The organism is Micromonospora sp. NPDC047521 (genome assembly GCF_055587305.1).
The window spans coordinates 491,711-511,652 of record NZ_JBVJGN010000003.1 but is presented as its reverse complement, the minus strand read 5'-3'; the positions used below and the strand labels follow the sequence as shown (position 1 = coordinate 511,652).

The window sequence follows — 19,942 nt, the reverse complement described above, 5'->3', positions numbered from 1 at the left end:
GCGATTCGCGTCGCATGCCACGACCCCCCCGACAAGGAGACGCCGTTCCTGAAACAACACTGATGTAATTTGCTTGTCTCGCGGTCAGGCTACCGCAGCGTGGGGCGCATTCCGAGCAACGCGCTACCGACGCGGACATGTGTCGCGCCGTATCGGATCGCGATTTCCAGGTCGCCGCTCATTCCCGCGGACAGCGCGCTCGCTCCCGGATGGACTCTCCGGAACGCCTCGGCCACCTCGGCCAGCCGCTCGAAGGCCCGTTCCGGAGGCCACCCCAGCGGCGCCACAGCCATCAGACCGGCGAGCCGCAACGACGGCGCGGCGGCCACCGCCTCGGCCACCGGCTCCAGGCCACCGCCCGGATCGGCCGAACCGGGCAGCGCCCCACCCCGCGCCGGGTCGCCGTCGATGCTGACCTGCACCAGGGCCTCCAACGGGCGCTCCCGGTCCGCGGCAGCAGTGGCCAGCGCCCGGGCCAGCCGGACACTGTCCACGGAGTGCACCACGTCGGCGTAGCGGACCACCGAGCGGGCCTTGTTGCGCTGCAACTGGCCGATGAAGTGCCACCGCGGGTCGACCCCGGCCGCGGCCACCTCGGCGGCCTTGCCGGCGGCCTCCTGGTCGCGGTTCTCCCCCACGTCGGTCACCCCGAGCCCGGCCAGCGCCAGCACGTCGCCGGCCGGGTAGGTCTTGGTCACCGCGATCATCGTGACCTCGGCGACGTCCCGGCCGGCGTCGGCGCAGGCGCCGGCGATCCGCTCCCGGACGTGGGCCAGGCCGGCCGCGAGTTCGGCGCGCCGGTCCGGTCGTACCGTGGCTGAGCTGTCGGTCATCGGCGGGGCTCAGGACCCGTTCTTGAGAAAGTCGGGCACGTCCACGTCGTCGAAGAGCACCCGACGCGGCGACTGGGTCGGCGCCGGCATGGTGGCCGGCGGCGTGACCGGGGCACTCTGCGGCGCCGGCTGGTTCGTGTTCGTCTTGCGCGCCGGCTCGGCCGCCTTGTACGCGGGCGTGCCGCCGTCGAAACCCGCCGCGATGACAGTCACCCGCACCTCGTCGCCGAGCGCGTCGTCGATCACCGCACCGAAGATAATGTTGGCGTCCGGGTGGGCCGCGTCGGTGACCAGCTGCGCCGCGTCGTTGATCTCGAACAGGCCCAGGTCGGAACCGCCGGCGATGGAGAGCAGCACGCCGCGCGCGCCGTCCATGCTCTGCTCCAGAAGCGGGCTGGAGATGGCCGCCTCGGCCGCCTCGACCGCGCGGTTCTCGCCGCGGGCGCTGCCGATGCCCATCAACGCGCTGCCGGCGCCGCTCATCACGCTCTTGACGTCGGCGAAGTCCAGGTTGATCAGACCCGGGGTCGTGATCAGGTCGGTGATGCCCTGCACACCGGAGAGCAGCACCTGGTCGGCGGTGCGGAACGCGTCCATCATGCTGATGTTGCGGTCGCCCAGCGCCAGCAGCCGGTCGTTCGGAATGACGATCAGGGTGTCGCACTGGTTGCGCAGTTCGTCTATCCCCGACTCGGCCTGCACCTGGCGGCGCTTGCCCTCGAAGGAGAACGGCCGGGTCACCACGCCGATGGTCAGCGCACCGAGCTTACGGGCGATGTTCGCCACCACAGGCGCGCCGCCGGTGCCGGTGCCGCCGCCCTCACCGCAGGTCACGAAGACCATGTCGGCGCCCTTGAGCACCTCCTCGATCTCGTCGCGGTGGTCCTCGGCGGCGTTCTTGCCCACGTCCGGGTTGGCGCCCGCACCGAGTCCACGGGTCAGTTCACGGCCGACGTCGAGCTTGACGTCGGCGTCACTCATCAGCAGCGCCTGGGCATCGGTGTTGATCGCGATGAACTCGACGCCCTTGAGCCCAACCTCGATCATCCGGTTGACGGCGTTGACGCCGCCACCCCCGATGCCGACGACCTTGATGACCGCCAGGTAGTTGTGCGGAGGTGTCATCTCCGGTCCTTTCCATTCGAGATTGGCTTCGGCCGACCGGGTACGGCGTGGCCAGACCAGCGGCCGACGACAGCTGTCACCAGCGAGGATCAGAGGTGAACCCTCACCCTCTACTAGAGGCTTACAGTTATGTCAACCACTGAACCTCTTCGGGGCAACGTAAGCGCCGCCGCGCGATGAGCCAAGGACCCGACCGGCGTGTCGCCGGCCGGAGCGCGACTCGTCACGTCCGGCGCACCTCCCCGGTCAGCGGAAGGTCACCACGTCCGGCGCGCTCACGTCGATCCGGTCGGTCTCCTCACCGAGCAGCGCCGTGGCCACCCGCGCCTTGTCCGTACCCCGTGTCGCGTCTCCCCAGACCACCGTCCGGTCCCCGCGCAGCCGCAGACTGATCCGGGCCAGCCCCTCCACCGTCACGTCCACCAGCTCGGCGCGCAGCTGCGGGGTCAACGCGACGAGCACCTCCAGCGCGGCGCGGGTGTCCGGGTCGTCGCCGGCCGGCCGCGCCACCTTGACCAGCGGCAGCCCGGCGGGCCGGCGGGCCACCGTCCGGAACGCCACCCCGCCACGGTCGATGAGCGTGAACGCCTCCCCCTGGGGCACCGCCGCCACCGGCGTCCGTTCGGTCACCCGGACCACGAGCGCGCCCGGCCAGTCCCGGGAGACCGTCGCCCGCTCCACAGGCGCCAGTTCGCCGACCCGGCGGGCGGCGGCGGCCAGGTCCACCCGGGCCAGCGGCACCCCGTCGGCCACCCCGACCGCGTCGCGTACCTGCACCGGGGTGACCAGGGCGGCACCCTCCACCCGCACCTCGCGGACGCCGAACAGGCCGGTGCCCAGCACCGTCCACGCGACAAGCCCGGCCACCGCCAGCACCCCGGCGGCCACCGCCCACGGCAGCGCGGCGCGCATCCGGCGCTGCCGGGCACGCGCCATGAACCGGCGGGTCGACGGCGGCACCGCGTCGCTGCCCGCCCGCACGAGCTGCCACCGCCGCACCGGTCCACGGCGCGGCGCGCCGCCCTCGGCGGCGCTGGTCCGTCCTCGGGCCGGGCCGGGGCTCATCCGGCCGTGGGCGCCGCGCCGTCCGGAGCGGCGGTGCCACCCAGGGCCGCACCGTCGCCACCGGCCGTGGCGCCACCTGCCACCGGCTCGCCGACGGCCGGGGTCGTCGCCACCGGGTCGACAGTCGCGGTCGGCGCGGCACCGGCGGTACGGGCCAGCAGGCCGGCCAGCAGTTCGTCACCCATCAGCGAGATCGGCGGGGCGCCCATGGTCACCACCACGTCCCCGGGGCGGGCCCGACGGACCACCTCGACAGGCGCCGCCTCCCACGAGTCCACGAAGACCTTCCGCTCGGCGGGCAGCGCCACCGCCTCGATCAGCGCGGCCGAGCCCTCACCGGGCTGGCGCAGCTCACCCGGCCCGAAGACCTCCAGCAGCACCACCTCGTCGGCGATGGCCAACGCCTCGGCGATCTCCGCCTGGTTGTCGCGCGTGCGGTAGAGCCGGTACGGCTGGAAGACGACGATCAGCCGCCCGTCCCCGGCCACCTCGCGCAGCGTCTGCAACGCCAGCGTCATCGAGGTCGGGTGGTACGCGTACTCGTCGTAGACCAGCACGCCGTCCGCGACGCCCTTGCGCTCGAAGCGCCGCCGCACGCCCGGGAACACCGCCAGCGCGGCCTCCGCCGCCCCCAGCGGCAGATCCAGCAGGTACGCGGCGAGCACCGCCGACGCGCTGTTGAGGCCCATGTGCCGCCCGGGCACCGGCAGCCGGAACTCGCCGAGCGACCGACCGTCGATCGCGGCCAGGTAGCGCACCCCGCGCGACGAGGAGGAGATCTCGCTCAGCCGCAGGTCGGCGTCGGCCGCCTCGCCGTACGTGTGGACCCGCCGGCCCTCGGCGCGAAGCGTCTCGGCCAGCCGGCGACCACCCGGGTCGTCGGCGCAGGTGATGATGAACCCCTCCGGGTCGGTGAGGCGGGCGAACTCGACGAACGCGGCCTCCAGCGTCGCGTAGTCGCCGTAGGTGTTCAGGTGGTCCGCCTCGACGTTCGTGATGATCGACACGAACGGGCGGTAGATGAGGAACGAGCGGTCGCTCTCGTCCGCCTCGACCACGAAGTACTCGCCGGTGCCGTGGTGGGCGCCCGAGCCGACCTCGGAGATCTCCCCGCCGATCACGAAGGACGGGTCCACACCGGCCTGCTGGAGCACCATCGTCACCATCGAGGTGGTGGTGGTCTTGCCGTGGGTGCCGGCGACAGCTATCGCCCGGCGGCCGGTCATCGCCGCCGCGAGCGCCTCCGAGCGGTGCAGCACCCGCAGGCCACGCCGACGCGCCTCGACCAGTTCCAGGTGGTCCTGCGGGATGGCCGACGAGTAGACCACTGTGTCCACACCGTCGAGGTTCGTCGCCTCGTGGCTGAGATAGATGGTGCCGCCGAGCGCCCGCAGACCCGCAAGCGAGGGCCACTCGCGCAGGTCGCTGCCGGAGACCCGGATGCCCCGGGTGAGCAGCAGTCGGGCCACGCCGAGCATGCCCACCCCGCCCACGCCGATCAGGTGGACGGCGCCCAGGTCCTCGGCGGTCAGCGTGCCGGCCGGGGTGAACTGCGCGGTCATCGGGCCACCGCCGCGAGCACGAAGGACCGCAGCGCCTCGTCACCGTCACGCCGCCCGTACGCGGCGGCCGCCGCGCCCATCGCGTACAGCCGCTGCGGGTCGCGGATCAGCGGGATGACCGTGCGCTCCAGCCAGTCCGGAGTGAGTTCGGCGTCGTCGACGAGCACCCCGCCGCCGGCCTCCACCACGGGCAGCGCGTTGCGCTTCTGCTCCTGGTTGCTGTGCGGGTACGGCACGTAGATCGTGGGCAGGCCGATCGCGGCCACCTCGGCGACCGTCATCGCCCCGCCCCGGGCCAGCATCAGATCGGCGGCGGCGTAGCCCAGCTCCATCTCGGACAGGTAGGGAAGCGTCACGTACGGCACCGGCAGGTCGGTGGGGATCGGCACCGGCTCGTTGCGGGCACCCATCACGTGCAGCACCTGCACGCCGTTGCGGGCCAGTTCCTTGGCCGCGCCGGAGACCGCCAGGTTGATCGAGCGGGCGCCCGACGAGCCGCCGGCGACGAAGAGCACAGGCAGGTCGGGGCGGAGCCCGAGGTGGGCGCGGGCGGCGTTGCGCAGCGCGTACCTGTCGAGCGTGGCGATGCTGCGGCGCAGCGGAACCCCGACGACTGTGGCGTCGCGCAGCGACTCGGCCTGGCTCGGCTGGTGCGGGAAACCGACGGCGATGTTCTTGGTGAACTTCATGCCGAGGCGGTTGGCCACACCCGGCGGCACGTTCACCTCGTGGATCACCATGGGCATCTCCCGACGCCACGCGGCCAGGTACGCCGGCACCGAGACGTACCCGCCGAAGCCGACCACCGCGTCGGCGCGCACCTCGTCGATCACCTTGCCGGCGGCGCGGGCCGCGGTCCACATCCGGCCCGGGGTACGCACCAGGTTCATGTTCACCGACCGGGGCAGCTGGTACGCCGGGATCTGCCGCAGGTCGTAGCCGTGCGGCGGGATCAGCTCGTTCTCCATGCCCTTGGGTGTGCCGAGGCAGGTGATCCGGACGCCGGGGTCGTGTCGGCGCAGGCAGTCGGCGAAGGCGAGCAGCGGGTAGATGTGCCCCCCGGTGCCACCTCCCGCGAGCACCACCGAACGCAGCGGACCCATCAGCGTCTCCTCTCGCTCGCCGTACCCCCGCGGGCCCGGCCCTGCCGGACGCCGCGCGGTGCGGCCTGGTCGTCCTTCCGCCGCTCCCGCGACCGGGGCACGGGCCCTCGGGCCGCGGGCGGTGTCGCCGGGCGGCGACGCCGGCCGGGAAGCGGCGGTAACGGGGCCCAGAGTAGTCGGACCCACCGGGCCGGCGGACGGGCATGCAGGGCTCTGGCCGCATCGGGTTCGGCGCGGGCGAAGGATGCCAGCATCCCGATCGCGGCCAGCGTCACGACCAGGGCACTTCCGCCGTCGGAGATGAACGGCAGCGGCAGGCCGGTGATCGGCAGCAGCCCGACCACCCCACCAATGTTGATCACGGCCTGGCTGACCAGCCAGGTGGTGACAGCGGCGGCGGCGAGCCGCCGGAACGGGTCGTCCACCCGCCGGGCGATCCGCAGCCCGGTGTACGCGAGCACGGCGAACAGGGCGAGCACCACGGCGCAGCCGATGACGCCCAGCTCCTCGGCGATGATCGCGAAGATGAAGTCGTTGTGCGCCTCGGGCAGCCAGTCCCACTTGACGCTGCCCTTGCCCAGTCCGACGCCGAACCAGCCACCGTGCTCGATGGCCAGCCGGCCCTGGTAGAGCTGGAGGCAGCCGTCGAGCTTGCACTCCTGCGGGTCGGGCGGGTTGATGAACGCGGTCAGCCGGGCCAGCCGGTAGTTGTCCGCGCCGCGCTCGCCGGAGCCGGCGCCGAGCGAGGCGACCGCGATGAGCAGGCCGACGCCGAGCAGACCGACAACGGTCAGTGCCCCGAAGACCCGCATCCGCACCCCGGCGGCCCAGAGCAGGCCGACCACCAGGGCCAGCAGGCAGAGCATCGTGCCGGTGTCGTTGTAGCCGACAAGCACGAAGAGCAGGCCGACCATCGGGAAGAGCGGCGTGGCCAGCTCCCGCCACCAGCCCAGCGCGGCGCCCTTGCGGGCGATCACGTGCGCGCCCCACAGGACCAGCGCGAATTTGGCGAGCTCGGACGGCTGCACCTGGGTCCCGCCGATGAACAGCCAGTTCAGCCGCGCCTCGATCGGCCCGAACCCGACCGACCGCTGGCCGGTGAGCCGGCCGTAGGCCACCAGCAGGTTGAGCACCAGCAGCAGCGCCACCGCGGTGAACAGCAGCGGCCGGCCCAGGGACCGGTAGGTGCTGGCGGGCAGCCGCTGGCAGACCCAGAACGCCCCGATGCCGATCACCGCGAAGATGGCCTGCTTGGTCAGCGAGGCCGATGCGTTGCCGTCCTCGGCGTAGTCCTTCACGCTTGTCGCCGAGAAGACCATTGTCAACCCGATGAGCAGCAGCAGACCGGCGCTGGACAGCAGTAGGTAGTAGGAGGCGAGCGGCCGGTCCAGCAGGCCCCGCAAGGCCGCCAGACCGCCGGCCGCGTCGAGCCCGCGTAGCGGTGCCGGCGCGACGCCCTCCGGCCCGCGTGGTGCCACACCCGGCTCCGGGCCCCGCGCGTCGTCGGGTGGCGCTGCGGCCTCCACGGTGCGCGTCGGGCCCGGTGACCGTCGCGGCCGACCGGCTGTCCTGTCCTCGGTGCCTGGTTCCTCCCCCACCCGCACATCATCACCGCTCGGCGCGCCCGTCAGGCCCACAACGGCGCACCGGGCGTGTCGGGCTCACGTCTGGCTCGCTGATGATCCGCTCCAGACCGCCGAATGGGGGCGTCCGGACGTCGGACACCCCCACATCGCCGGCCTGGAGTCGGTCAGGTCATGTTGGCGAGGAACTCGCTGTAGAACAGGCCCAGGGCGATGGCCACGCCGATGCCGGCGATGATCCAGAAGCGGACCACGATGTTGACCTCGCTCCAGCCGGCCAACTCGAAGTGGTGCTGGAGCGGCGACATCCGGAACACCCGTTTGCCTGTGGTCTTGAAGGAGATGATCTGGATCACCACGGACATCGTGATGATCACGAAGAGCCCGCCGATGATCGGCAGCAGCAGGATGGTGCGGGTCGACATCGCCATGCCGGCGATCAGGCCGCCCAGCCCCAGCGCTCCCGTGTCACCCATGAAGATCCGCGCCGGCGAGGTGTTCCACCACAGGAAGCCCACACAGGCCCCGGCCGCCGCACCGGCGATCAGCGCGATCTCCAACGGGTCGCGCACCGCGTAGCAGTAGTCCTGGGTGTAGCTAGGGTCGGCGCACCAGTGCCGGTACTGCCAGAACGCGATGAGCGCGTACGCGGCGAGCACCATCACCGAGGCGCCGGTCGCCAGACCGTCCAGACCGTCGGTGAGGTTGACGCCGTTCGTCGCGGCCATCACCACGAAGATGAAGATGATCACCGCGCCGATCTTGCTGACCTCCAGGGCGTCGATGTCCCTGATGAAGCTCAGCGTCGTGCTGCCCACCGTCTCGGTGTTGGTCTTCGCGCCCGTCGCGTCGGTCATCGTGCTCGGGAAGTACAGCGCGACCACGCCGAAGACCGCGCCGACCAGGATCTGACCGAGCAGCTTGCCGCGCTTGTTCAGACCGGCGCTGTTGCGCTTGCGCACCTTGAGGAAGTCGTCGAGGAAGCCCACCGCGCCGGAGAACACCATGAGCCCCAGCAGCACCAGCGCGGTGATGGTCGGCTCCACCTGGGCGATCTGCAGATCCGGCAGGGTGGTCAGCGCCAGGTGCCCGGCCACGTACGCGATCACCGTGGCCAGGATGAAGACCACGCCGCCCATCGTGGGCGTGCCCTTCTTGCCCTGGTGCATGGCGGGGCCGTCGGACCGGATCGGCTGGCCGGCCTTGAGCCGGGTGAACACCTTGATGGCGATCGGGGTGCAGAACAGCGAGACCAGGAAGGCCACCCCGATGGCGACGATGACCGCCCTCATCGGGTGGACTCCCCACCGGCGTCGGCGCGCAGGGCGTCGGCCACCTCCCAGGTCCGGTAGCGGGAGCCCTTGACCAGGACGACATCGCCCGGTCGTAGATCGCCCCGCAGCACCTCGACGGCCGCCGCCTGATCGGTGAGCAGCACCGACTCTCCTCCCCAGTCACCTACTGATGTGGCGCCCTCGTGGATCGGCGCCGCCAGCTCGCCCACCACGAGCAGCCGGTCCACGCCCAGCTCAGCCGCGAGACGGCCGGTCTGCGCGTGGCCGTCGGACTCGAACGGGCCCAGCTCGGCCATGTAACCCAGCACCGCGACGGTACGCCGGCCCCGGCCGATGCTTGCCAGCGCCCGCAGCGCCACCGCCATGGAGGCCGGGTTCGCGTTGTACGAGTCGTCGATCACGGTCACCCCGTCGGGACGGTCGAAGACGTCCATCCGCCGGGTGGAGACCAGCTTCAGCTCGCCCAGGGCGGGGGCCAGCTCGGCCAGCGGCATGCCCAGCTCGCGCGCCACAGCCGCCGCCGCGAGGGTGTTGCCGACCTGGTGCCGGCCGGTCACCCCGAGCCGGACGGGCGCGCGGCCCTCCGGAACGACGAGGGTGTACGACGCGCGCCCCCGCTCGTCGAGCGTGACGTCCTCGGCCCGCACGTCCGCGTCGGGCGCCTCGCCGTAGCGGACCACCCGGGCGCGCGTACGGCCCGCCATCGCGTCCACCCGCGGGTCGTCGGCGTTGAGCACGGCCAGCCCGTCCGGCGGCAGCGCCTCGACCAGTTCGCCCTTGGCCTGGGCGATGGCGTCCTGCGAACCGAACTCGCCGATGTGCGACGTGCCGACGTTGAGCACCACGGAGATCCGGGGCGGCACCAGCTCGCACAGGTAACGCACGTGCCCGATCCCCCGGGCGCCCTTCTCCATCACCAGGTACCTGGTGTCCGGTCCCGCCCGCAGCGCGGTGTACGGGTGCCCCAGCTCGTTGTTGAACGAACCGGGCGGCGCCACGGTAGCGCCGAGCCGGGTGGTGAGCTGGCCGATCAGGTCCTTGGTGGTGGTCTTGCCGGACGAGCCGGTCACGCCGATCACGGTCAGCCCGGGCAGCCGGTCCACGGCCGCGCGGGCCAGCCGGCCCATGGCGGCCAGCGCGTCGTCGACAAGCACCATCGGTACGCCGGGCACCTCACGGCTGCCGAGCACCGCCACGGCGCCGGCCTGGATCGCCGTCTGCGCGTAGTCGTGCCCGTCGACCTTCTCACCAGGGAACGCCACGAAGAGCGACCCGGCTCCCACCTTGCGCGAGTCGAACTCGACGCTGCCGGTGACGGTGGCTGCCGGATCGGCGGCGACGAGCCGCCCGTCGACCGCGGTGGCCACCTCGGCCAGGCTCAGCGCGATCACCGCTGACCCGCCAGATCCCCGAAGCGGGCCCGCAACGCGTCGGCCAGTTCCGTGCTGTCGTCGAAGGGGAACACCTCGCCCGCCACCTCCTGGCCACGCTCGTGGCCCTTGCCGAGCAGCGCGATGACGTCGCCCGGCTCGGCGAGCCGGACCGCCTCGTCGATCGCCGCCCGGCGACCGGCCACCTCGATGATCCGGGCGGCCGCGCCGGCCCGGTACGCCCCGGCGAGCACCTCGGCGCGGATCTCCGCCGGGTCCTCGGTGCGCGGGTTGTCGTCGGTCACCAGCACCACGTCTGCCCCCTGCGCCGCGGCGGCGCCCATCACCGGCCGTTTGCCCCGGTCCCGGTCTCCACCGGCGCCGATCACACAGATCAACCGACCGGCGCTCAGCTCCCGCAGCGCGGCAAGCGCGGCCACGATGGCGTCGGACTTGTGCGCGTAGTCGACCACTCCGCGCACCGGCGCGGCGACGTCGACCAGCTGCAACCGGCCGGGCACCCCGCCGCAGGCGGCCACGCCGGCGGCGGCGGTCGCCGGGTCCACCCCGGCGGCGACGAGCGTGGCGATGGCCAGCAGGGCGTTCGCCACGTTGTGCCGACCCGGCAACGCCACCCCGGCGGGCACGACGAGGCCGTCCGGGCCGTGCGCGGTGAACCGCTGCGCGTACCCCTCGCCGCCGACACCGTCGGCCCACCACGTCGCGGACGGGTCGCCGGCCGCCGAGTAGGTGACGGTCGCCGGCTTGTACAGCGGCTTGAGCGCCGGATCGTCGTGGTTGAGCACCTCGACGGCACACCGGCCGTCGAAGAGCTGCGCCTTCGCGGCGAAGTAGTCGGCGCTGTCGGCGTGGAAGTCCAGGTGGTCGGAGCCGAAGTTGGTGTAGCCGCCCACGTCGAACCGGACACCACCCACCCGGCCCATCGCCAGGGCGTGACTGGAGACCTCCATGACCACTGCGGTCACCCCCCGCTCGCGGGCGGTGGCCAGCATGGCGTGCAGGTCGGTGGCCTCCGGCGTGGTCCGCACACTGTCGATCACCAGGTCGCCGAGGCGGGTCTCCACGGTGCCGATCAGCCCGGTGGTGTGCCCCGCGGCCCGCAGCCCCGACTCGACGAGGTACGCGGTGGACGTCTTGCCTGCCGTGCCGGTCACCCCGATCACTGTCAGCCCCGCCGTCGGGTCGCCGTACACGGCCGAGGCCAGCTCACCGAGGACCGCGCGCGGGTCGGGCACCACCAGGGCGGGCAGGCCCGTCCCCGCCGCCAGCTCCGCGCCCGCGGCGTCGGTCAGCAGCGCGACCGCGCCGGCCTCGGCTGCGGCGGCAGCGAACTCCGCGCCGTGCCGGCGGGCGCCGGGCAGCGCCGCGTACAGGTCGCCGGGATGGACCTCCTGGCTGGCGTGGGTCGCCCCGGTGACGATCACGTCGGCGGTGTCCGCCGGAAGGTCGACGGCGAGCCGGACGGCGAGATCACCGAGCCGGACTCCGGTCACGGTACGTGGACGTGGATTGCCGGGCACGGCGTCAGACCCTACCCGGTCGTCCGGTTCCGGCCGCACAGCCGCCCCGGTGGTTCGTCGGCACTCACCGATGATGTCCCGCCGTCGCTGCTCAGCGCGGATAGACCACGAACTTGGGCTTCGAAGCACCGCTGGAGGGCGGTACGCGGTAGTGACGCAGAGTGAACTGCATCATGTCCCGGAACGCCGGTCCGGCGATCGCGGCTCCCCCGCCGCCTGGCGCGTACACGAAGACCGCGATGACGTACCGGGGCTTCTCCGAGGGGGCCATGCCGATGAAGGAGGACACCTCGCCTGGCTGCTTCTTGCCGTCCACCAACCGCCAACCGGTGCCGGTCTTGCCGGCGACCCGGTAGCCGGGGACGGCGGCGGTGAGCCCGGTGGCGCCGTCGACAGTGGTGACGGCCTCCAGCATGGTGCGCAGCGCCGCCGCGTTCTGCGGGCTGAGCACCGATCGGGTCACCGGAGCGGGCGCGGGCGTACGCCTGCCGTCCGGGCCGATCGTCTCCTTCACCAGGTGCGGCTGCACGTAGGTGCCGTCGTTGGCGATGGCGGCGTACGCGGCGGCCATCTGCAGGGGCGTGGCGTCCACGCTGTGCCCGATCGGCACCGAGCCCTCCGACGAGTCGCTCCACTCGTCGGCGGGCAGCAGCCGGCCGCTGGCCTCGCCGGGCAGCCCCTCACCCGTGGGCTGGCCGAGCCCGAACCGCTTCTGGTAGTCGATCAGCCGGTCGCGGCCGAGCCGGTCGGCTATGGTGATCGTGCCGACGTTCGACGAGTACGCGAGCATGCCGGGCACGCTCATCTTCCGACCGTTCGCCGGATGGGTGTCGGAGAACCAGGTGTCACCCTTCTTGATGCTGTTCGCGATGGGCAGCGCGGTGTCCGGGGTGATCACCCCCTCCTGCAACGCCGCGCCGTAGGTGATCGCCTTGTGCACCGAACCCGGGTCGACCACGAAGCTCGTCGCGGCGTCCTCCCGGGCGACCGGGTCGCTCGGCAGTGGCTTGGCCGCGTTGTAGGTGGGGTCGCTGGCCTGGGACAGCACCTCGCCCGTGGGAACGTCGATGATCACCGCCGCGGCGGTGCCGCCACGCTGCTGCGCCATCGCCGCGCTGAGAATCTGCTGCGTCTTGAACTGCAGGTCGCGGTCGAGGGTGAGCGCCAGCGAGCTGCCCGGCTTGGCCGGGGTGGTCTTGCTGTAGCCGCCCGGGATCGGCGCGGCGAGGTCGCCGAGGCCCGCCTCGTACACCCGCCGGCCGTCCTGCCCGGCGAGCAGCTCGTCGTAGCGGGCCTCCAGCCCCTCCAGCCCGTCCATGTCCTGGCTGGTGAAACCGATCAGGTTGGCCGCCAGGTCGCCGCCGGGAACCTCCCGGCGCTCGTCCCGGTGCACACCGATGCCGGGCAGCTCCAGCGCCTGCACCCGCTTGGCGGCCGGGATCTCCACCCCCCGGGCCAGGTACTCGAACCGGGACGGCTTGCCGTTCTCCAGCTTGCGGGGCTTCATCAGCTCGGTGAGCTTGGACGCCGGGATGCCGAGCAGCGGGGACAGCGCCTTCGCGGTGGTGGCGGCGTCAGTGATCTCGATCGGGTCGGCGAACACGTACCGTGCCTCGACGCTGTGTGCCAGCTCGGCGCCGGTCCGGTCGTAGATCGCGCCGCGCGGCGCGGGCAGCTCGACCGTGCGGGTCCGGTCGGCGACGCCACCGCCGGCGTACGCCGGGGTGTCGACCGCCTGGAGGAACACCAGCCGCACGCCGATCACGGCGAACAGCGCCAGGGTGAGCGCGGTGCCCAGCCGTAGCCGCAGTCGCGGGTCGGCGAGTTTCGGCGGACGCGGCGGCTTGCGCGACGGCCGGCGGCCCGCCGGCCGGTCGGCGCGGCGCGGCGCGCGCGGGGTGGTCCGGCGGCGCGGTGGCGGCTCGTCGCCCACCGGCCCCCGCGGGTTGCGCGGCGCGACGGTCCGCACGACCCCGCCGCGGCCGGCCGCGGGCGCGTCCCGCCGGGCGGCCCGCGCGGCGGCGGCGCGGCCACCGTCGAGCACCTGCAACGCCGGCCGGAACGGGTCGCCCGAGCGGGTGCTGCGGGGGGTACGCCGCTGCTCGGCGCCGCGCGCCGGCACGCCGCGCTCCTCGCGGACCGTCCGACCCCGAGGGGTGTACGCCCGAGCGCCGGAGATCCCGCCGATGCCCGGCTCGTCGGTGCGCGACTCGCCGTCGGCGGGCGCGGTGTCACGCGAAGAACCGCGCCGGGACCCCGTGGGGTTCCGGCGCGGCTCGTCCGACCTCGGTGGCACTGTCAGCCTCCCGCGCCCTGGCTGGTAACCGACGGCTCGCCGGTAGCCGGCTTCGGCACGCCGAGCGGCAGCTTGCCGTCCGGCAGCCGGACGTACCCCGGCTCCCCGGCGTCCACCAGCCCCAGTCGACGCGCCTCGGCGGTCAGGTTCCCCGGCGCCTCGGCCTCGGCGATCTGCTTGTCGAGCTGCTGCTTCTCCAGGTCCAGTCGGGCCTGCTGCTGCTGCAGCTTCTCCAACCGGAACGCGTTCTCATTGATCTTGGTGTTGACCGCGAGGATGCCCAGCACCCCACCGACCACCAGGACCACGATCAGGGCCGCGAACGGCGCCCGCGGCACCGACACCGGCGCCGGCGGCGCCACCCGCAGCCGGGGCGGACGGGCGGTCGCCGCGACGCCGGTCTTCTCGACCGGACGCAACGCGGCGCTGCCCTGGGTCGGGAACTCGCGCGCCCCCCGGGCGCGAGCCTCCCCCTGCCGATTCACTCGATCGATGCGTGGCGTACCGTTCCCCACGCGCGGAGCCCGCTCCGCCGCGGTCCGGCCCCCCGACCGCGGTGCGCGCTGCCCGCCGCCGGTGACGTCCCGGCGGTCGCGCTTGTCAATGTTCATGTCCCTCCCCCTCAACATCCGTCCCTCTACGGTCGCGGCGCCCCTGACCCCCCACGGATCAGGCGGACCCCGCGCCCGGTTGGTGCATTCCCTTCACCCTTCGGCGAGACCGTTCGCGGTCGGTCCGCCCCTGTTCTGTCGCGTTCGGGTCGAGTCGTTCCGCGGCCCGCAGCCGCACCGAGGCGGCGCGCGGGTTCGCGGCGACCTCCTCCTCCCCGGGCAGTTCGGCGCCCCGGCTCAGCAGCCGGAACGTCGGACCGGACCCGGGCAGCTCAACCGGGAGGTCGACAGGGCCCTTACTGCGGACCCGGTCCGCGAGCGCCGCCTTGGTGAGCCGGTCCTCCAGCGAGTGGTAGGACAGGACCACCATGCGACCGCCCACGGTCAGTGCGTCGAGCGCGGATGGCAACGCTGTCTCCAGCGCTGCCAGCTCTCTGTTTACCTCGATCCGTAAAGCCTGAAACGTTCTCTTTGCCGGGTGTCCGCCCGTTCGTCGGGCTGGCGCCGGAATGGAGTCCCGGACCAGCTCCGCCAGCCGCGCGGACGAGGTGATCCGGGCGCGTTCCCGCTCCCGGATGATCGCCGAGGCGATCCGGCCGGCGAACTTCTCCTCGCCGTACACCCGCAGCACCCGGGCCAGGTCCGGGTGGGCGTACGTGTTGACCACCTCCTCGGCGGTCACCCCCCGCGTCTGGTCCATCCGCATGTCGAGTGGCGCGTCCTGCGCGTAGGCGAACCCGCGGTCGGGCGCGTCCAGTTGCAGCGACGACACCCCCAGGTCGAACAGGATCCCGTCGATGCCCGGATAGCCCAGCCGCTCCAGCACCTCGGGCAGCTCGTCGTAGACGGCGTGCTCCAGGTGGATGCGGTCGGCGAACCGGGCCAGCCTGACCCGCGCGTGCGCCAGCGCCTCGGTGTCCCGGTCGAGCCCGATGAGGACCGTCTCCGGGTGCGCCTGGAGCACCGCCTCCGCATGCCCGGCCAGGCCGAGCGTGGCGTCGACGTGCACCGTCCGGCCGCCTCGACCCAGCGCGGGGGCCAGCAGCTCGAGACACCGCTCGAGCAGCACCGGCACGTGCGTGCCGCGCAACTCCCCCATGTCGACCCCCACTGGTTGAAACGTCCGTTCTTCTCGCGCGCCTGCCGTGGAGACGGCGCTGCCGTCGTACCGCCAGATCCCCATCCGCTCCCGCCGGCCACCGGGTTCGGACCCGATAACTGGATCGTGCGCCTGGCACCGGGGAAGGGATGCCAGGAACTCGAAAGCGGCTGGAGATCTCGCAGTACGTCGGGCGCCGTTCCGCCCTACAGACCGCCGGGCAGCACCCCCTCCTCGATGTCGGCGAAGTCGTCTTCGCTCTCGGCGAGGTAGGTCTCCCAGGCGACCTTGTCCCAGATCTCCACCCGCGTGCTCGCGCCGATCACGACGAGGTCGCGGTCCAGCGCGGCATACTCCCGCAGGTGGGCCGGGATCGTCACCCGACCCTGCTTGTCCGGCACCTCGTCGTGCGCGCTGGCGAAGAAGACCCGGCTGTAGGCCCGGGCCGCCTTGTGCGTCATCGGCTGCGCGCGCAACTGCTCCGCGATCCGCTGGAACTCGGGTGTCGGGAAGACGTAGAGACAGCGATCCTGCCCTTTGGTGACCACGACACCCCCCGCCAGCTCATCCCGGAACTTGGCCGGAAGGATCAACCGGCCCTTTTCGTCCAGGCGTGGAGTGTGGGTGCCGAGGAACATCGGCCCTACCCCCTCGCCCCTGAGCGGCGTTCGCGGCGCCGCTGACCCCCCGGGCCGGTGAGCCCTCCCGGCCTCACCATTGGCCACCACTCTACTCCACTTCCCTCCACCCGCAACCAGATTCGCCCGCGTGGCGCGTCTGATCCGACGGCAAAACCGCACGTCACACGGGGTGGAGCGGAGTGGAGGGCCACAGCGCCCCTCCGGCGTGGTCCGCTTTCCGACATAGATCGACTCCGTCCGACGGACGCCGACCGGGCCGCCCACGCGGATGCCACGGCCGAACGGTTCACCGTCGGCGGCGATCTGGCGAGGCGGGCGGTCCGGTAACCTCGCTCGCGTGACGGACGCGAAAATGCCCCTACGGGCCAAGGTGGCCAGCTCCGTGTCACGGACCGCCGCGGCGCTCTCCCGGGCGGCCGGCCGTGGCGACGGTTCGGTGATCGGCGGGTGGATCGGGCTGAAGATCGACCCGGACCTGCTGGCCCACCTGTCGGCCGGGCGCGCGATCGCGCTCGTCTCCGGCACCAACGGCAAGACCACAACGACGCGCCTGACCGCCGCCGCGGTCGGTGTGCTCGGGCGGGTCGCCACCAACTCGTTCGGCGCCAACATGCCCACCGGGCACACCTCGGCGCTGGCCAAGGCCGGCAGCACCCCGTACGCGGTGCTGGAGGTCGACGAGCACTACCTGGCCCAGGTGCTGGAGGCGACCGAACCGCACGTCGTCGCCCTGCTGAACCTGTCCCGCGACCAACTGGACCGCGCCAAGGAGGTCGCCATGATGGCGCAGCTCTGGCGCGCGGCGCTGGTCCGGCACACCGACGTGCGGGTGGTGGCGAACGCCGACGACCCGATGGTCGTGTGGGCCGCCACCCCTCCGGCGGACCCGGCCCGGGGCATCAACCCGCCCCACGTGACCTGGTTCAGCGCCGGCCAGCGCTGGCACGACGACTCCTGGGTCTGCCCCGAGTGCGGCTCGACCATCCAGCGCTCCGGCGGCCAGTGGTGGTGCACCGGCTGCCCGCTGCGCCGACCGGAGCCGCAGTGGGTCGTCGAGGACGAGGGGGTGCTCGACCCCACCGGCGCCTGGCACAAGGTCTCCCTGCAACTGCCCGGCAAGGTCAACCTCGGTAACGCGGCGACCGCGCTGGCCGTGGCCGCCGAGTTCGGCGTACGCCCGGTCGACGCGGTGTCCCGCCTCGGCATCGTCACCTCGGTGGCGGGCCGCTACGCGCAGGTGGACAAGGACGGGCGCAACATCCGGCTGCTGCTGGCCAAGAACCCGGCCAGTTGGCTGGAGGCGTTCGACATGGCCGACGAGGCGCCGACGCTGCTCTCCATCAACGCGCGCGACCCCGACGGACTGGACACCTCCTGGCTCTTCGACGTCGACTTCGCGCCGCTGCGCGGCCGGCAGGTGCTGATCACCGGCGACCGGGCGTACGACCTGGCGGTCCGGCTGGACGTCAACGACGTGCCCTTCCAGCACGTACGCACCTTCGACGACGCGATCCGGTCGGTCCCGCCCGGGCGGCTGGAGGTCATCGCGAACTACACCGCGTTCCAGGACATCCGAGCGGAGTTGGACCGTGTCAACTGAGAGCCTGCGTATCGTCTGGATCTACCCCGACCTGCTGTCCACCTACGGCGACCGGGGCAACGCGCTGATCCTGGCCCGGCGGGCACGCCAACGGGGCATGCCGGTGGAGGTGCTGGAGGTCCGCTCCGACGAGCGGCTGCCGGCGACCGCCGACATCTACCTGGTCGGCGGCGGCGAGGACGGGCCGCAGGCGCTCGGCGCGCAGCGGCTGATCGCCGACGGCGGTCTGCACCGCGCGGTGGCACAGGGTTCGGTGGTGTTCGGCGTCTGCGCCGGCTACCAGCTGCTCGGCACGTCCTTCTTCGCCAAGGGCGTGCAGTGCCGTGGCCTGGAGCTGCTCGACCTCCAGTCCGACAGGGGTCCGAGCCGGGCCGTCGGCGAGCTGGCCGGCGAGATCGACCCCCGGCTGGGTCTGCCCGCCCTGACCGGCTTCGAGAACCACGGCGGCCGTACCCACCTCGGCCCGGAGGTCTCTCCGCTCGCCCGGGTCACCGCCGGGGTGGGCAACGACGGTGCCACCGAGGGCGCCTGGCGCGGCAAGTTGCTGGGCACCTACTCGCACGGTCCCGCGCTGGCCCGCAACCCGGCCCTGGCCGACCTGCTGCTGCGCTGGGCCACCGGAGCGCACCAGCTTCCGCCGCTTGACGACACCTGGTCCGACCGGCTCCGCAACGAGCGTCGCGCCGCGGTGGCCGCCGCCCGGGCATGATCCGCGCCGTCCGGCGGCTGCTGCGGCAGCCGTCGGCCGCCCGGTTCTCTCTGCTCGTCCTGCTCATCGGCGCCTGCGGGCTGCTGCTGCTCCTGGTGCCCCGACCGGATCCGGAGCAGCTTCCGGCGCTGGCCGACCGGTTGGGTGACCTCGCCCCGGTGGCCGCGATCCTCGGCGGTGCGCTGCTGCTTGTCGCGCTGGTCCCGCGGACGTTCATCACGCTCGCCGCCGGCGCGATCTTCGGCCCCCTGGAGGGCGCCGCGTACGCCCTGGGCGCCGCGCTGGTGGCGGCGGCGATCGGGTTCACCGTCGGCCGGCTGCTCGGCCGGGAGTTCGTCGCCGAGCGCGTCCGGGGCCGGCTGGCCCGCCTCGACAGGTGGTTCGCGCGGCAGAGCGTGTTCGGCGTGGTGACCGTCCGGCTGCTGCCGATCGCCGGCTTCGGGCTTGTCAGTTACGGCTACGGCACGACCGGCGCGCGGGTCCTGCCGTTCCTGGCCGGAAGCGTCATCGCCTCGGCGCCGACCGCCTTCGGGTACGCCGCCATCGGCGCGGCGGTCAGCTCCCCCGGCCACGTCAACTGGTACGCCGCCGCCCCCGCCAGCCTCGGCCTCATCGCCAGCCTGGTGCTGGCCCACCAGTGGTGGCGGGCCGAACGGCAGCGCCGCTCGACGATGCCGGTGTGACCGGGTCGACCGGCTCCGCCGAGGAGCCGCTGACCGGCGGATTCGTGGCCGACGTGGTCCGGGTCGGCGACACGGTGCGCCGTACCCCGCCGGCCGACCTGGAGTTCGTCTCCGCGCTGCTGCGCCACCTGGCCGCGAGGGGCGCGGACCTCGCGCCCCGCCACCTCGGTGTCGACGACCGGGGCCGGCAGATGCTCGGCTACGTCGCCGGCCGGGTGCCGTGGCGGGACCGGGAGGATCCGGCTTTCTTCGCCGATCCGGCGCTGGTGCGGCTGGCCGAGCTGATCCGCCTGTTGCACGACGCGTGCGCGGGAACTGACCTGGCCGGTGCCGCCGAGACGGTGTGCCACCGCGACCTCTCCCCGAAGAACACGGTGTACCGGGACTTCCCGAGCGGGCCGCTCCCGGTGGCCTTCCTGGACTGGGACCTGGCCGGGCCGGGCCGGCGGATCGAGGATGTGGCGTTCGCCGGTTGGCACTGGGCTCCGCTGGGCGAGGGTGCCGACCCCGCCGAGCTGGGCCGGCGGTGTCGGGTCCTCTGCGGCGCCTACGAGGCGGGTTCGCCAGCACTGGACCGCAGTGAGCTGGTGGACGTGATGCTCCACCAGATCGGGGACACCTGGCGGGGCATCGAGGCCGGCGCCGACCGGGGTGAGCCGGCTCTGCGCCGGCTGCGCGACGCGGGCGTGCCCGACGGGGTACGCCGCTGGCAGGAGTGGTTGCACGGCCACCGTCCGGTCGTGACGGCGGCGCTGACCGGCTGACCCGCGCGGCGGGCGGGCGGCGGCGGGGCGGTGCCCGCCGCCGCCGGCCCGACCGCCCCGCC

Annotated in this window: 16 protein-coding genes and 1 pseudogene; 4 read left to right on the top strand and 13 right to left on the bottom strand. The window is 73.1% G+C overall.

Annotated elements, in window-relative coordinates:
- Positions 1-89: 89 nt before the first annotated feature.
- The 13 genes and pseudogenes from ACZ6N8_RS10030 to mraZ form a co-directional block, all read right to left on the bottom strand.
- The gene (locus ACZ6N8_RS10030; protein ID WP_466008956.1) at positions 90-833 is read right to left on the bottom strand and encodes a YggS family pyridoxal phosphate-dependent enzyme; all 744 of its coding nucleotides are present in this window, start codon (positions 831-833) and stop codon (positions 90-92) included.
- A gap of 9 nt (positions 834-842) precedes the next feature.
- The gene (gene ftsZ, locus ACZ6N8_RS10025) at positions 843-1,958 is read right to left on the bottom strand and encodes a cell division protein FtsZ (RefSeq protein WP_139586065.1); all 1,116 of its coding nucleotides are present in this window, start codon (positions 1,956-1,958) and stop codon (positions 843-845) included.
- A 246-nt stretch (positions 1,959-2,204) separates the two neighbouring features.
- Positions 2,205-3,023: a cell division protein FtsQ/DivIB gene (locus tag ACZ6N8_RS10020; protein WP_364362600.1), complete on the bottom strand. Its 819-nt coding sequence runs from the start codon at positions 3,021-3,023 to the stop codon at positions 2,205-2,207.
- Positions 3,020-4,585 (bottom strand): UDP-N-acetylmuramate--L-alanine ligase, encoded by a 1,566-nt coding sequence (gene murC, locus ACZ6N8_RS10015; protein ID WP_466008954.1) that lies wholly within the window; start codon positions 4,583-4,585, stop codon positions 3,020-3,022. The genes ACZ6N8_RS10020 and murC overlap by 4 nt, the downstream gene beginning before the upstream one ends.
- Positions 4,582-5,688, bottom strand: coding sequence for an undecaprenyldiphospho-muramoylpentapeptide beta-N-acetylglucosaminyltransferase (gene murG, locus ACZ6N8_RS10010; protein WP_466008953.1), 1,107 nt, complete (start codon positions 5,686-5,688; stop codon positions 4,582-4,584). The genes murC and murG overlap by 4 nt, the downstream gene beginning before the upstream one ends.
- Positions 5,688-7,214, bottom strand: coding sequence for an FtsW/RodA/SpoVE family cell cycle protein (locus ACZ6N8_RS10005; protein WP_466009176.1), 1,527 nt, complete (start codon positions 7,212-7,214; stop codon positions 5,688-5,690). Before ACZ6N8_RS10005 ends, murG begins: the two co-directional genes overlap by 1 nt.
- Positions 7,215-7,438: 224 nt before the next feature.
- Positions 7,439-8,563 (bottom strand): phospho-N-acetylmuramoyl-pentapeptide-transferase, encoded by a 1,125-nt coding sequence (gene mraY / locus ACZ6N8_RS10000; protein ID WP_357989944.1) that lies wholly within the window; start codon positions 8,561-8,563, stop codon positions 7,439-7,441.
- Positions 8,560-9,957 (bottom strand): UDP-N-acetylmuramoyl-tripeptide--D-alanyl-D-alanine ligase, encoded by a 1,398-nt coding sequence (locus ACZ6N8_RS09995; RefSeq protein WP_466008951.1) that lies wholly within the window; start codon positions 9,955-9,957, stop codon positions 8,560-8,562. The genes mraY and ACZ6N8_RS09995 overlap by 4 nt, the downstream gene beginning before the upstream one ends.
- A complete protein-coding gene (locus ACZ6N8_RS09990) occupies positions 9,954-11,516 on the bottom strand; it encodes a UDP-N-acetylmuramoyl-L-alanyl-D-glutamate--2,6-diaminopimelate ligase (protein ID WP_466008949.1) in 1,563 nt (520 codons plus the stop codon). The genes ACZ6N8_RS09995 and ACZ6N8_RS09990 overlap by 4 nt, the downstream gene beginning before the upstream one ends.
- 52 nt (positions 11,517-11,568) lie before the next feature.
- Positions 11,569-13,773, bottom strand: a complete 2,205-nt coding sequence (locus tag ACZ6N8_RS09985; RefSeq protein ID WP_466008948.1) for a peptidoglycan D,D-transpeptidase FtsI family protein — start codon at positions 13,771-13,773, stop codon at positions 11,569-11,571.
- Positions 13,774-13,775: 2 nt separating this feature from the next.
- Positions 13,776-14,384, bottom strand: coding sequence for a cell division protein FtsL (gene ftsL / locus ACZ6N8_RS09980; protein WP_139587165.1), 609 nt, complete (start codon positions 14,382-14,384; stop codon positions 13,776-13,778).
- Positions 14,374-15,483 (bottom strand): annotated as a pseudogene (gene rsmH, locus ACZ6N8_RS09975) (16S rRNA (cytosine(1402)-N(4))-methyltransferase RsmH). Before rsmH ends, ftsL begins: the two are co-directional and overlap by 11 nt.
- 206 nt (positions 15,484-15,689) lie before the next feature.
- Positions 15,690-16,121 carry a division/cell wall cluster transcriptional repressor MraZ gene (gene mraZ, locus ACZ6N8_RS09970; RefSeq protein ID WP_355049459.1) on the bottom strand — a complete coding sequence of 144 codons (432 nt, stop codon included), beginning with the start codon at positions 16,119-16,121 and terminating at the stop codon, positions 15,690-15,692.
- Between the two features lie 355 nt (positions 16,122-16,476).
- Between mraZ and ACZ6N8_RS09965 the strand changes: the two genes are divergently transcribed.
- From ACZ6N8_RS09965 to ACZ6N8_RS09950, 4 genes are read left to right on the top strand one after another with little or no spacing between them, the layout of a single operon-like run.
- Positions 16,477-17,724 (top strand): MurT ligase domain-containing protein, encoded by a 1,248-nt coding sequence (locus ACZ6N8_RS09965; protein ID WP_139587178.1) that lies wholly within the window; start codon positions 16,477-16,479, stop codon positions 17,722-17,724.
- On the top strand, positions 17,714-18,433 hold the full coding sequence (locus tag ACZ6N8_RS09960) for a type 1 glutamine amidotransferase (RefSeq protein ID WP_466008945.1): 720 nt from the start codon (positions 17,714-17,716) through the stop codon (positions 18,431-18,433). The genes ACZ6N8_RS09965 and ACZ6N8_RS09960 overlap by 11 nt, the downstream gene beginning before the upstream one ends.
- Positions 18,376-19,116 carry a TVP38/TMEM64 family protein gene (locus ACZ6N8_RS09955; RefSeq protein ID WP_466009174.1) on the top strand — a complete coding sequence of 247 codons (741 nt, stop codon included), beginning with the start codon at positions 18,376-18,378 and terminating at the stop codon, positions 19,114-19,116. The genes ACZ6N8_RS09960 and ACZ6N8_RS09955 overlap by 58 nt, the downstream gene beginning before the upstream one ends.
- Positions 19,113-19,880 carry a phosphotransferase gene (locus ACZ6N8_RS09950; RefSeq protein ID WP_466008943.1) on the top strand — a complete coding sequence of 256 codons (768 nt, stop codon included), beginning with the start codon at positions 19,113-19,115 and terminating at the stop codon, positions 19,878-19,880. The genes ACZ6N8_RS09955 and ACZ6N8_RS09950 overlap by 4 nt, the downstream gene beginning before the upstream one ends.
- Positions 19,881-19,942: the final 62 nt, after the last annotated feature.